The following is a 12,185-nucleotide window of genomic DNA, read 5'->3' on the forward strand; positions in this document are numbered from 1 at the left end:
GACCGGGATGGCTGCGATACCATCCGGTTCCCCAACGGACTCCGCCAGGACGACGCGATGAACCGAGTGTTGTACCCAGGTACCTTCGACCCAATCACCAAGGGCCATGGCGATCTGGTCGAACGCGCCTCGCGCTTGTTCGACCATGTGATTATCGCGGTCGCTGCCAGCCCCAAGAAAAACCCGCTGTTTCCCCTGGAACAGCGCGTGGAGCTGGCCCGTGAGGTCACCAAGCATCTGCCCAACGTTGAAGTGGTCGGCTTCTCGACGCTGCTGGCGCACTTCGCCAAGGAACAGAACGCCAATGTGTTCCTGCGCGGCCTGCGGGCGGTGTCGGACTTCGAATACGAATTCCAGCTGGCCAACATGAACCGCCAACTGGCGCCGGACGTGGAAAGCCTGTTTCTTACGCCTTCGGAACGTTATTCGTTCATTTCCTCGACGTTGGTCCGGGAAATCGCGGCGTTGGGCGGGGATATCACCAAGTTCGTGCACCCGGCTGTGGCGGATGCGCTGACGTTGCGCTTCAAGAAGTAATTCTGGTCTTTGGGCTTATTGTGGCGAGGGCCTTGTCTGTGGCGAGGGGGCTTGTCCCCCGTTGGGCTGCGAAGCAGCCCCAATAAAGACGCCGCGTAGTTTCAGGTAAAACCCGTTCGCCTGATTCGGGGCCGCTTCGCGCCCCAACGGGGGACAAGCCCCCTCACCACAGACAAGCCCCCTCGCCACAGGGGCGCCAATGCGGCACAATTGCGCGCATTAGTTTTCAGATGCCTTGGCTGACAGCCCTGGCAGGAGTTTCCATGTCCCTGATCATCACCGACGATTGCATCAACTGCGACGTCTGCGAACCCGAGTGCCCGAACGCTGCCATTTCCCAGGGTGAAGAGATCTATGTGATCGACCCCAACCTGTGCACCCAGTGTGTCGGCCACTACGACGAACCCCAGTGCCAGCAGGTTTGCCCGGTGGATTGCATTCCGCTGGACGAGGCTCATCCGGAAACGGAAGAGCAACTGATGGAGAAGTACCGGTTGATTACCGGCAAAGCCTAAGTCCCTTGGCGCTTCATTAAGCCCCTTCGCGAGCAAGCCCGCTCCCACATTCGACCGAGTTCCACCTTTGGAATGCAGTCGAATGTGGGAGCGGGCTTGCTCGCGAATAGGCCATCAGCAGCACCACAAATTGTCAGCTCTGACACTTCGGGCAAAACACACTCGCCCGCTGCCCCAGCATCACGTTGCGCAACTCAGTCCCACAGACCTTGCACGCCTCGCCACCACGGCCATAGACGAACAATTCCTGCTGGAAATACCCCGGCTGCCCGTCGCCGCCGATAAAGTCCCGCAGCGTGGTGCCGCCGCGCTCGATGGCCGCCGCCAGGATGCGCTTGATCTCGATCGCCAGCTTCAGGTAACGCCCACGGGAAATGCCCTTGGCTTCCCGGCGCGGATCAATCCCGGCGGCAAACAGCGCCTCCGTCGCGTAGATATTGCCCACCCCCACCACCACCGCGTTGTCCATGATGAACGGCTTCACCGCCATCGAGCGTCCACGGGACAGCTGGAATAGCCGCTCGCCGTCGAACAGGTCGGTCAACGGCTCCGGCCCCAGGCGGATCAGCAGCTCGTGGTTCAGCGGGTCGAGGCTCCAGAGCATCGCGCCAAAGCGTCGCGGGTCGGTGTAGCGCAGGGCCAGGCCCGACTCCAGTTCTATATCCACATGCTCATGCTTGGCCGCCGGGCTGCCGGCTTCCACCAGGCGCAGGTTGCCCGACATCCCCAAGTGGCTGATCAGCGTGCCGACCTCGGCATTGATCAACAAATACTTGGCCCGCCGCTCCACAAGCACGATGCGTTGCCCGGACAGCCGCACATCCAGGTCTTCCGGGATCGGCCAGCGCAGGCGCCGCTCACGCACCACCACACGGCTGACCCGCTGGCCTTCCAGGTGCGGCGCAATTCCGCGCCGGGTGGTTTCGACTTCCGGTAACTCGGGCATGTGTACCTCTTGGAAAAAGGGTTAGTGCGCGCCCAGCTCGCGGATCGACAACTTCAAACTCTCGAAGTCGTAGTCCGACAGGCCGATATGGTCCAGCACCAGCGGGCCGATGGCGTTCCACTCATGGTCATCCACCTGGTTGCCCAGCACGCGGTACGACGCACAAATGTGCTCGGCCATTTTCAGGATCGCCAGCAGGTTTTTCAGCTGCGGCTTGTGGTTGGACTCGTCGCTGAAAATCGCCAGGGCATTGTGGTGATTGGCGATGGCATCGGTCACATGTTCCGGCAGGCGCCAGGATTTGGCGGTGTAGTAACCCACCACGGCATGGTTGGTGTTGAACGCCTGGTTCTCGGTGTCGACCACACGGCACTCCGGGCCGGCGTTGGCATAGGCCTCTTCCAGCACACTCATGTAGTTCGGGAAACGCTTGAGCATCAACGGCACGCCACAATCGTGGAACAGCCCCAATGCGTAGGCTTCATCGACCGCCTGGCTGCCGGTGCGCTTGGCCAGGGCCAGGCAGGTCATGGCCACGTCCTGGGCGGTGTCCCAGAAACGGTTGAGGGTGACGATGGTGTCGTCGCTCATCTCGCCCTTGATCGACTGCGCGTTGATCAGGTTGACGATGGAGCGGCTGCCCAGCAGGTTCACCGCGCGCTGTATCGAGACGATCTTGTTGCTCAGACCGTAATACGGCGAGTTGACGATCTTCAGCAGCGAGCCGGAGAGGCCCGGGTCCTGGGCGATCAGCCGGGCGATCACTTCCAGGTCCGGATCGGGCATGTACTGCTCCATCTGCAAATCCACCATGATTTGCGGTTGAGGCGGCACGCTGATGCCTTGGAGGCTCTGTTGGATCTGTTCGGCGGATAGCTCTTGGGACATAGGGGGCACACTCTGGACTAGGCGGCGATTCTAACCTTTATGGCAACCAGGCTGACACCTCAAAAACCCGAACTGAAACCGGACCGAATGTGGGAGCGGGCTTGCTCGCGAAAGCGGTGTGTCAGCCACGGAATGGGTTTACTGATCCTCCGCTTTCGCGAGCAAGCCCGCTCCCACATGTCCGGCGGCACCGCCAAGTACTGCACAACACGGTATACTCCCGCTCTTTTTTCCGGAGCGACGTCATGTCCCTGCCAAGCCTGCGTCTCAAAGCCAACGCCGATCGTCGTTTGCGTAACGGCCACCTGTGGGTCTACAGCAACGAAATCGATGTGGCCGCCACACCTCTTCACGGCTTCCAGGCAGGCGACCAGGCGATCCTGGAAGCAGCCGGCGGCAAGACCCTCGGCATCGTGGCCATGAGCCCGAACAACCTGATCTGCGCCCGCCTGCTGTCCCGCGACATCAAGTTGCCGCTGGACAAGTCGCTGCTGGTACACCGCATCAACGTCGCCCTGTCCCTGCGTGACCGCCTGTTCGACAAGCCGTTCTACCGCCTGGTGTACGGCGATTCCGACTTGTTGCCAGGCCTGGTGGTCGACCGTTTCGGCGACATCCTGGTGGTGCAGATCGCTTCGGCGACCATGGAAGCCCACAAGGAAGACGTGATTGCCGCACTGACCCAAGTGCTCAAGCCAAGCGGCATCCTGTTCAAGAACGACTCCGCCGCGCGTGATGCCGAAGGCCTCAACCGCTACGTCGAAACCGTGTTCGGCCTGGTGCCGGAGTGGGTTGCCCTCGAAGAAAACGGCGTGAAGTTCGAAGCGCCGGTGATCCAGGGCCAGAAGACCGGCTGGTTCTACGACCACCGCATGAACCGCGCCCGCCTGGCCCCGTATGCCAAAGGCAAACGCGTACTCGACCTGTACAGCTACATCGGCGGCTGGGGCGTGCAAGCAGCCGCCTTCGGTGCCAGTGAAGTGTTCTGCGTCGACGCCTCCGCCTTCGCCCTCGACGGCGTGGAGCGCAACGCGGCACTGAACGGCGTTGCCGAGAAAATGACCTGCATCGAAGGCGACGTGTTCGAAGCCCTCAAAGAGCTGAAAGCCAGCGAAGAGCGTTTCGACGTGATCGTGGCCGACCCGCCTGCCTTCATCAAGCGCAAGAAAGACATGAAGAACGGCGAAGGCGCCTACCGCCGCCTGAACGAGCAAGCCATGCGCCTGCTCAGCAAGGACGGCATCCTGGTCAGCGCGTCGTGCTCGATGCACTTGCCGGAAGACGACCTGCAAAACATCCTGCTGACCAGCGCCCGTCACCTGGATCGCAACATCCAGATGCTGGAACGCGGCGGCCAGGGCCCGGACCACCCGGTGCACCCGGCGATTGCCGAGACCCGGTATATCAAGAGCATTACTTGCCGGTTGTTGCCGAACAGCTAACGCCCAATTGGAACCGGATCAACTGTAGGAGCGAGCTTGCTCGCGAAAGACGAATAGACAACACGGGCTACCTGATAGCGCTGCGTTATCGTTGACGTTCTTCGCGAGCAAGCTCGCTCCTACAACGGCAACACACACCATCATGGGCTTGGCCTCCCACAACACTTTTGATTGAATTCCCCGTTTCGCAGACTAGTATCGGTTTCTGGTTTTACTCCGGAAAATAAAAACAATGTCTGAGTCCTCTTATTCGCCACCCCATGGCGACGTAAAACGCCAACAACGCTCGCGCTTCATCCTCATCACCTGCATCTCGCTGATCAGCTTCTTCCCGATCAATATCCTGCTGCCCTCCTTTCCAGCCCTGGCCGCGAAGTTCGATACCTCAACTGCTGAGGTCGCCTTATCCATCAGCCTGTTCACTCTGGTTTTTGCGATTTCCCAACTGATCGCCGGCCCGCTTTCAGATAAATTCGGGCGCAAGGAAGTGCTGCTGGGGTGCATCGTGGTTTCCACTCTAGGCTCGATCGGCTGCGCACTGGCGGCGAATTACCCGAGTTTCCTGCTGTTTCGCGCCGTCCAGGCCATCGGCTGTGGCTTTTTTGTGCTCGGCCATGCGCTGGTTGAAGACCTTTTCGAAGAGCAGGATCGCGCCCGCATCCGCATCTACTACATGACCCTGAGCGGATCGTTCGTTGCGCTGTCGCCGCTGCTCGGCTCCTGGCTGCAAACCACATTTGATTGGCAGGGCAGCTTTTATGGATTTGCGGTGATGGCGCTAGGCATGTTTATCCATGCCTGGCTGATATTGCCGTCCAAGGCGGCCAGCCCTGAAAGAGCCCCTGTTTCGATCATCGCCACGCTGAAATCCATCGCAAGCAACCGGGACTTCATCCGTTACTGGTGGATCGCCGCGTTGGTATTCGCGTGTTACTTCGCCTTGATCAGCGTGACACCGCTGATTTTCATGGATGAGTTGAAGCTGTCCGAATACCAGTACGCGGTAGTGCTGATGGTGTATGGCGTTGCCTACCTGCTGGGCGGCGTTGCAGCAACTGCACTGCAGAAACATATCTCCCTCACGCGACAAATCAACCTCGGGCTGGGCCTGCTGGGGATCGCAGGCGTATTGCTGACGCTGGTGATCAGCTATGAGGCCATGACCACCATCACCCTGCTGATCCCGATGCTGATCAGCGCCCTGGCCGTGACCCTGGTTCGCCCCGCCGCGATTTCCGCGGCCATGTTGCTGTTCTCCAGCAGCGCCGGCACCGCCGCGTCGGCCGGCAACAGCATCATGTTCATCACCGCCGCCGTCAGCAGCGCCGCGCTCGCCCAAGCCGGAGACAACTTGCTGATGACCATCGCCATCAGCTTCATCGTGCTCAGCGTTTGGGGCGTAGTGACGAACATCAGAGTCGGACGCTAACGCTCTCCCACTCCCACTGTAGGAGCGAGCTTGCTCGCGAAAAACATATAGGCGACACGGGCCACCTGATAGTGCTGCGTTATCGTTGACGTTCTTCGCGAGCAAGCTCGCTCCTACAGAAGGCATGACATATTCAGAACCAGTGTTTAAACGCCAATAGACACTGTTGCCTCCTACCGTCTCTCTTCTACCCACACGAAGAGGACGAAGGAATGTCCACCCAGCAAAACGCCCATCGGCTGCGTAAAGGCCGCTATTCGGAATCCGGCCGCATTTACCTGCTCACCGCCGTCACCCATCAACGACAGCTGGTCTTCCAGGACTGGCGCATTGGTCGCCTGCTTGTTCGCGAATTCAGAAAGGCTCAGGACGACGGCGAGGCGACCTCACTGGCCTGGGTCGTGATGCCGGACCATTTCCATTGGCTGGTGGAATTGCACAACGGCGATTTGCCGAGACTGATGCGGATTACCAAGTCGCGAAGTGCCCACGCCATTAACAAAGCGAGGAGTTGCCACGGGACACTTTGGCAAAAGGGCTACTTTGATCGGGCGCTACGCCGGGAAGATGACCTGAAAGCAACAGCTCGATACATCGTCGCCAATCCATTAAGAGCAGGGCTGGTTGAGCGTATCGGCGACTATCCGCTCTGGGACGCCATGTGGCTGTGAAATACGCAACCCTGTAGGAGCGAGCTTGCTCGCGAAAAACCAACAGACGACACGGACCACCTGATAGCGCTGCGTTACCGTTGACGTTTTTCGCGAGCAAGCTCGCTCCTACAGGTAGACGGCCATTCCCTCCGGCCGCCAGCGGTGTAGAATCGGACCTATTCATCGCCAGTCATCCCCCGGCGGGTTTATGAGCTCGAGGCCCAAGCAAGCGGCGATCCCGCGACGCGAGTGGCAACTTCCGGACACACGGCCATTTTTCGGGTGTTCCAGTCGTCAATTAGAAGCTCACTCCCCTTTAGTACTTGATTAGCCGCCCGGAGTGCTCCAATGCCTGATTACCGCTCGAAAACATCCACCCACGGCCGCAACATGGCCGGCGCCCGCGCACTGTGGCGCGCCACGGGGATGAAAGATGACGACTTCAAGAAGCCGATCATCGCGATTGCCAACTCGTTCACCCAGTTCGTACCCGGCCACGTCCACCTCAAGGACCTGGGCCAACTGGTCGCCCGCGAGATCGAACGCGCCGGCGGTGTAGCGAAAGAATTCAACACCATCGCCGTGGATGACGGCATCGCCATGGGCCATGACGGCATGCTGTATTCCCTGCCGAGCCGCGAGATCATCGCCGACTCCGTGGAGTACATGGTCAACGCCCACTGCGCCGACGCCATCGTGTGCATCTCCAACTGCGACAAGATCACCCCCGGCATGCTGATGGCCGCCCTGCGCCTGAACATCCCGGTGATCTTCGTCTCCGGCGGCCCGATGGAAGCCGGCAAGACCAAGCTCGCCTCCCACGGCCTCGACCTGGTGGACGCCATGGTCATCGCCGCCGATTCCAGCGCTTCTGACGAGAAGGTCGCGGAATACGAGCGCAGCGCCTGCCCTACCTGCGGTTCGTGCTCCGGCATGTTCACCGCCAACTCGATGAACTGCCTGGTGGAAGCCCTGGGCCTGGCGTTGCCGGGCAACGGCTCCACATTGGCCACCCACAGCGACCGCGAGCAGCTGTTCCTGCAAGCCGGCCGCACCATCGTCGAGCTGTGCAAGCGTTACTACACCGAGAACGATGAGTCGGTGTTGCCGCGCAACATCGCCAATTTCAAGGCGTTCGAAAACGCCATGACCCTGGACATCGCCATGGGCGGTTCCACCAACACCATCCTGCACTTGCTGGCCGCCGCCCAGGAAGCCGAGATCGACTTCGACCTGCGGGACATCGACCGCCTGTCCCGCCACGTGCCGCAACTGTGCAAAGTCGCGCCGAACATCCAGAAGTACCACATGGAAGACGTGCACCGTGCCGGCGGGATCTTCTCGATCCTCGGCTCCCTGGCCCGTGGCGGCCTGTTGCACACCGACCTGCCGACCGTGCACAGCAAATCCATCGCCGAAGGCATCGCCAAGTGGGACATCACCCAAACCACTGACGAAGCCGTGCATCACTTCTTCAAGGCCGGCCCGGCCGGCATCCCGACGCAGACCGCGTTCAGCCAGTCGACCCGTTGGGAAACCCTCGACGACGACCGTGAAAACGGCTGCATCCGCAGTGTCGAGCATGCCTATTCGAAAGAGGGCGGCCTGGCCGTGCTGTACGGCAACATCGCCCTGGATGGCTGCGTCGTGAAAACCGCCGGTGTCGACGAGTCGATCCACGTGTTCGAAGGCCGCGCCAAGATCTACGAAAGCCAGGACAGCTCGGTACGCGGCATCCTCGCTGACGAAGTGAAGGAAGGCGACATCGTCATCATCCGTTACGAAGGCCCGAAAGGCGGCCCGGGCATGCAAGAGATGCTGTACCCGACGTCGTACCTGAAATCCAAGGGCCTGGGCAAAGCCTGCGCCTTGCTGACCGACGGCCGTTTTTCCGGCGGGACCTCGGGCCTGTCCATCGGCCACGCTTCGCCGGAAGCTGCTGCGGGCGGCGCCATCGGCCTGGTGCAGGATGGCGACAAGGTGCTGATCGACATTCCGAACCGCTCGATCAACCTGTTGATCAGCGATGAAGAACTGGCGGCACGCCGGGTCGAGCAGGACAAGAAAGGCTGGAAGCCGGTGGAGAAGCGTCCGCGCAAAGTCACCACCGCCTTGAAGGCTTATGCCCTGCTGGCCACCAGTGCCGACAAGGGTGCTGTGCGTAACAAGGCGATGCTTGACGGTCTGTAAACCTCGCCCGTAAAAATGCCCCGCCATGTGCGGGGCATTTTTTTGTCTGGAGATAATTCCCCAAACAAAGAAGATCAACTGTGGGAGCGGGCTTGCTCGCGAATTGCGGTATGCCAGTTACTGAATAAGCTGGCTGATCCACCGCCTTCGCGAGCAAGCCCGCTCCCACATTTTTGACCGAGTCCAGCCGTAATTACTGAATCTCGTCCGGCTTGACGATCACCCAGTTTTTATCCGCCGTCACCGGCAACCCTTCCTTGGCCTGGGCCGCAGCGTGCTTGGCCATCATGCCGTTGAGCTGGGTCATGTATTTGTCCTTGCGATTGATCCACAGGTGGATGCCGCCCTTGGCCACGTCCACGTCATGGAACAGCATGTAGCCGTCACTGGTCGGCGTGTCGCCACCGACGATCACCGGTTTTTTCCACTCGTCGATGTAGGTCAGTATCGCCGCGTGCTTGCCGGCCATCCAGGTGGCCGGGGTCCACAGGTACGGGGTCAGCTCCAGGCCGAGGTTGGCCTTCTCGTCATACTTGCCGGCGGCAATCTGCTTGCGGGCGGTGGTCAGCTCGCCGGTCTTGCGGTCCTTGAGCAAGGTGCTCACGCCGATGACGTTCTCGGGTTTGACGTTGTAGCCGTACTTCGGATCGGCCGCGACCATGCGCACCAACTCTTCGGAAGCGGCGGTCATCACGTAGACCTCGATGCCGTTCTCCATCAGCTTGTTGAACAGCTCAGCCTGGCCGGTGAAGACCTTCGGCGGCTGCACTTCCATGTTCTTGACCACGTCACCGTCGTAATAGGTGACCGGCACCGGCTTGCCCGACGCCATCATCTCGTCGACGTAGCCCTTGAGTTCCTTGAGGGTGAAGCCGGAGAAAATCTGCGCGACCCACGGGTAGCAGACCATGTCGTCGACTTCGCAGAGGCGGTAGTAGTAACTGAACAGGCTTTCCTTGTGGTCAGCGGTGTCTTTGAACGGGATCAGCTTCAGGGAAGGGTCCATGGTGTCGCGGGTAATCAGGCCCTTGTTTTCCAGGTACGGCAGCAACGACTCTTCAAGGTCGTAGCGGTAACTGGTGTTGTCCATGTCGAACACCGCGAAGTTGCCCTTGTTGGCATTGGCGGCAATCATCGTGTCCAGTTGCTTGGCGGCAGCCGCAGGCCAATGTTTCAACTCGGTGGCGGCAAAGGCCTGGCTCGCGAGGCCCAGGCACAGCGCGGCGGCAAACAGTTTCGGCGCTAGCTTCATGTGCGTTTTCTCCCTGAGTGAAAGACATCGACGCTAACAAATCTGTATGACAGTTATCGCCCGAGCGCGACCGCTTTCGTCGTGATCGCGCCAATGCCATACGCCTGCGCGTCACCCGCTTATTCCAAAAACGACAGTCACCATGCGATAACGTTATTAAATCAATATATTTCAAGCTGTTAGGCTTGCCGGTTCGCAATCGCAGGCTCCTGCGATTGGCTGCCTTCTCAACGGAGCTTCAATGAATCTGCCCCTGATTCTCAACTTACTGGTGTTCGTGGCCTTGCTGCTGGGCCTGGCACAAACCCGCCGAACCAACTGGAGCCTCGCCAAGAAGGTGTTGTTCGCGTTGGTCCTCGGCGTGATCTTCGGTGTGGTGCTGCACGCGATCTACGGTGCCGGCAACCCGGTGCTCAAGGCCTCGATCGGCTGGTTCGACCTGGTCGGCAACGGTTACGTGCAGTTGCTGCAAATGATCGTGATCCCGCTGGTGTTCGCCTCGATCCTCAGCGCCGTGGCCCGCCTGCATAACGCCTCGTCCCTGGGCAAGATCAGCTTCCTGACCATCGGCACGCTGCTGTTCACCACGGCAATCGCGGCGCTGATCGGTATCGGCCTGACCAACCTGTTCGGCCTCACCGCCGAAGGCCTGGTGGCCGGCACCCAGGAAATGGCCCGCCTGCAAGTGATCCAGAGTGATTACGCGGGCAAGGTCGCCGACCTGAATATCCCGCAACTGCTGCTGTCGTTCATCCCGCAGAACCCGTTCGCCGACCTGGCCCGGGCCAAGCCGACGTCGATTATCAGCGTGGTGATCTTCGCTGCATTCCTCGGGGTTGCCGCGCTGCAACTGCTCAAGGATGACGTGGAAAAAGGCCAGAAAGTCCTCAACGCCATCGACACCCTGCAAGCCTGGGTGATGCGCCTGGTGCGCCTGGTGATGAAGCTGACCCCGTACGGCGTATTGGCGCTGATGACCAAAGTGGTCGCCAGCTCCAACCTGCAAGACATCATCAAGCTCGGCAGTTTTGTGGTGGTGTCGTACCTGGCCCTGGGCCTGATGTTTGTGGTGCATGGCCTGCTGCTGTCGCTGGCCGGGATCAACCCGCTGCGGTTCTTCCGCAAGGTCTGGCCGGTGCTGACGTTTGCCTTCACCAGCCGCTCCAGCGCCGCCAGCATCCCGCTGAGCATTGAAGCGCAGACCCGTCGTTTGGGGATCCCGCAGTCCATCGCCGGCTTTGCCGCCTCGTTTGGCGCGACGATTGGCCAGAACGGTTGTGCCGGCCTTTATCCGGCGATGCTGGCGGTGATGGTTGCGCCGACCGTGGGTATCAACCCGCTGGACCCGCTGTGGATCGCGACCCTGGTGGCGATTGTGACCTTGAGTTCGGCCGGTGTGGCGGGCGTGGGCGGCGGTGCGACGTTTGCCGCGCTGATCGTGCTGCCGGCGATGGGCTTGCCGGTATCACTGGTGGCGCTGCTGATTTCGGTTGAGCCGCTGATCGACATGGGCCGTACGGCATTGAACGTGAACGGTTCGATGACGGCGGGGGCGATTACCAGCCAGATCATGCAGCAGACGGATAAAGAGCTGTTGAATGCGGATGAGCATGCGGAGCTGGCACAGGCTTAACGGCTGAACGTTGTGGCGAGGGAGCTTGCTCCCGCTGGGCTGCGCAGCAGCCCCAAAGCAGGCGACCGAGTTTTCTGAGAGATTGAGGGATCAGCTTTCGGGGCCGCTTCGCAGCCCAGCGGGAGCAAGCTCCCTCGCCACATGAATTTTTAGGCTTTTTCCCAGACTTCGAAGTTGTAAGCCGGCTTATCACCCTCTGCCGCATTCTCGACATTCGACACCAGCTTCCACTGGTTCAAATCAAACTCGGGAAACCACGCATCCCCGTCCGGGCTCAACGCCACCCGCGTCAAATACAGGCGGTCCGCCTGCTCCAGCCCCTGGGCATACAACTGCGCGCCGCCGATCAGCATCAGCTCATCCACGCCCTGCGCCTTGGCCCATTCCTCAGCCCGCTCCACGGCCGCGTCCAGTGACGGAAAAACTTCCGCACCTTCCAGCGCCAAGTCGGTCTGACGGCTGACCACAATGTTCAACCGGCCCGGCAACGGTCGCCCCAGGGAATCCCAGGTCTTGCGCCCCATGATGATCGGCTTGCCCAGGGTGGTGGCCTTGAAATATTTGAAATCCCCCGGCAAATGCCAGGGCATGCTGTTGTCGACGCCGATCACACGGTTTTCACCGAGGGCTGCGATCAGGCTTAAAGGGAGAGTTTTTTTCATGGCGACGAGAATACCAGAGCCGCGCGCGGCATACCCCA

Annotated in this window: 11 protein-coding genes; 7 read left to right on the top strand and 4 right to left on the bottom strand. The window is 60.4% G+C overall.

The annotated features are described in order from the left end of the window. The first annotated feature begins 57 nt into the window (after positions 1-57). Both coaD and HX807_RS14105 read left to right on the top strand, forming a co-directional pair. The gene (gene coaD, locus HX807_RS14100) at positions 58-537 is read left to right on the top strand and encodes a pantetheine-phosphate adenylyltransferase (RefSeq protein WP_003176711.1); all 480 of its coding nucleotides are present in this window, start codon (positions 58-60) and stop codon (positions 535-537) included. 263 nt (positions 538-800) lie between these two features. Continuing rightward, positions 801-1,052, top strand: coding sequence for a YfhL family 4Fe-4S dicluster ferredoxin (locus HX807_RS14105; protein ID WP_003213796.1), 252 nt, complete (start codon positions 801-803; stop codon positions 1,050-1,052). A gap of 133 nt (positions 1,053-1,185) precedes the next feature. Here the strand turns inward: HX807_RS14105 and mutM are convergent, their stop codons facing one another. Next, entirely contained in the window at positions 1,186-1,998 is an 813-nt protein-coding gene (gene mutM, locus HX807_RS14110) for a bifunctional DNA-formamidopyrimidine glycosylase/DNA-(apurinic or apyrimidinic site) lyase (protein WP_008438968.1), read from the bottom strand. Between the two features lie 21 nt (positions 1,999-2,019). After that, positions 2,020-2,832 (bottom strand): HDOD domain-containing protein, encoded by an 813-nt coding sequence (locus HX807_RS14115; RefSeq protein ID WP_173882995.1) that lies wholly within the window; start codon positions 2,830-2,832, stop codon positions 2,020-2,022. Between the two features lie 299 nt (positions 2,833-3,131). Here HX807_RS14115 and HX807_RS14120 point away from each other — a divergent pair, with 299 nt between their 5' ends. The 4 genes from HX807_RS14120 (at position 3,132) to ilvD (ending at position 8,600) form a co-directional block, all read left to right on the top strand. Then, positions 3,132-4,328, top strand: coding sequence for a class I SAM-dependent rRNA methyltransferase (locus HX807_RS14120; protein ID WP_003213799.1), 1,197 nt, complete (start codon positions 3,132-3,134; stop codon positions 4,326-4,328). A gap of 232 nt (positions 4,329-4,560) precedes the next feature. Then, positions 4,561-5,757 (top strand): MFS transporter, encoded by a 1,197-nt coding sequence (locus tag HX807_RS14125; RefSeq protein ID WP_003213800.1) that lies wholly within the window; start codon positions 4,561-4,563, stop codon positions 5,755-5,757. Between the two features lie 212 nt (positions 5,758-5,969). After that, entirely contained in the window at positions 5,970-6,428 is a 459-nt protein-coding gene (locus tag HX807_RS14130; RefSeq protein WP_003213801.1) for a transposase, read from the top strand. 330 nt (positions 6,429-6,758) lie between these two features. Further along, positions 6,759-8,600, top strand: coding sequence for a dihydroxy-acid dehydratase (ilvD, locus tag HX807_RS14135; RefSeq protein WP_003213802.1), 1,842 nt, complete (start codon positions 6,759-6,761; stop codon positions 8,598-8,600). 193 nt (positions 8,601-8,793) lie between these two features. On the opposite strand, the gene HX807_RS14140 is transcribed toward ilvD, so the two are convergent. Then, positions 8,794-9,852, bottom strand: a complete 1,059-nt coding sequence (locus tag HX807_RS14140) for a phosphorylcholine phosphatase (RefSeq protein WP_003213803.1) — start codon at positions 9,850-9,852, stop codon at positions 8,794-8,796. A gap of 241 nt (positions 9,853-10,093) precedes the next feature. On the opposite strand from HX807_RS14140, the gene HX807_RS14145 reads away from it, so the two are divergent. Beyond that, positions 10,094-11,485 carry an L-cystine transporter gene (locus HX807_RS14145; RefSeq protein ID WP_003213804.1) on the top strand — a complete coding sequence of 464 codons (1,392 nt, stop codon included), beginning with the start codon at positions 10,094-10,096 and terminating at the stop codon, positions 11,483-11,485. A gap of 149 nt (positions 11,486-11,634) precedes the next feature. Here the strand turns inward: HX807_RS14145 and HX807_RS14150 are convergent, their stop codons facing one another. After that, complete coding sequence (locus HX807_RS14150) at positions 11,635-12,147, bottom strand: dihydrofolate reductase (RefSeq protein ID WP_008438965.1); 513 nt, start codon at positions 12,145-12,147, stop codon at positions 11,635-11,637. Positions 12,148-12,185 lie beyond the last annotated feature (38 nt).

This window comes from Pseudomonas sp. D8002, from assembly GCF_013385695.1.
Lineage (GTDB): Bacteria > Pseudomonadota > Gammaproteobacteria > Pseudomonadales > Pseudomonadaceae > Aquipseudomonas.

Bases quoted from the DNA above. Each gene is read 5' to 3' on its own strand.
- ilvD (WP_003213802.1), top strand. From the start codon at position 6,759: ATGCCTGATTACCGCTCGAAAACATCCACCCACGGCCGCAACATGGCC.
- HX807_RS14120 (WP_003213799.1), top strand. From the start codon at position 3,132: ATGTCCCTGCCAAGCCTGCGTCTCAAAGCCAACGCCGATCGTCGTTTG.
- HX807_RS14125 (WP_003213800.1), top strand. From the start codon at position 4,561: ATGTCTGAGTCCTCTTATTCGCCACCCCATGGCGACGTAAAACGCCAA.
- HX807_RS14130 (WP_003213801.1), top strand. From the start codon at position 5,970: ATGTCCACCCAGCAAAACGCCCATCGGCTGCGTAAAGGCCGCTATTCG.
- HX807_RS14105 (WP_003213796.1), top strand. From the start codon at position 801: ATGTCCCTGATCATCACCGACGATTGCATCAACTGCGACGTCTGCGAA.
- mutM (WP_008438968.1), bottom strand. From the start codon at position 1,998: ATGCCCGAGTTACCGGAAGTCGAAACCACCCGGCGCGGAATTGCGCCG.
- HX807_RS14150 (WP_008438965.1), bottom strand. From the start codon at position 12,147: ATGAAAAAAACTCTCCCTTTAAGCCTGATCGCAGCCCTCGGTGAAAAC.
- coaD (WP_003176711.1), top strand. From the start codon at position 58: ATGAACCGAGTGTTGTACCCAGGTACCTTCGACCCAATCACCAAGGGC.
- HX807_RS14140 (WP_003213803.1), bottom strand. From the start codon at position 9,852: ATGAAGCTAGCGCCGAAACTGTTTGCCGCCGCGCTGTGCCTGGGCCTC.
- HX807_RS14145 (WP_003213804.1), top strand. From the start codon at position 10,094: ATGAATCTGCCCCTGATTCTCAACTTACTGGTGTTCGTGGCCTTGCTG.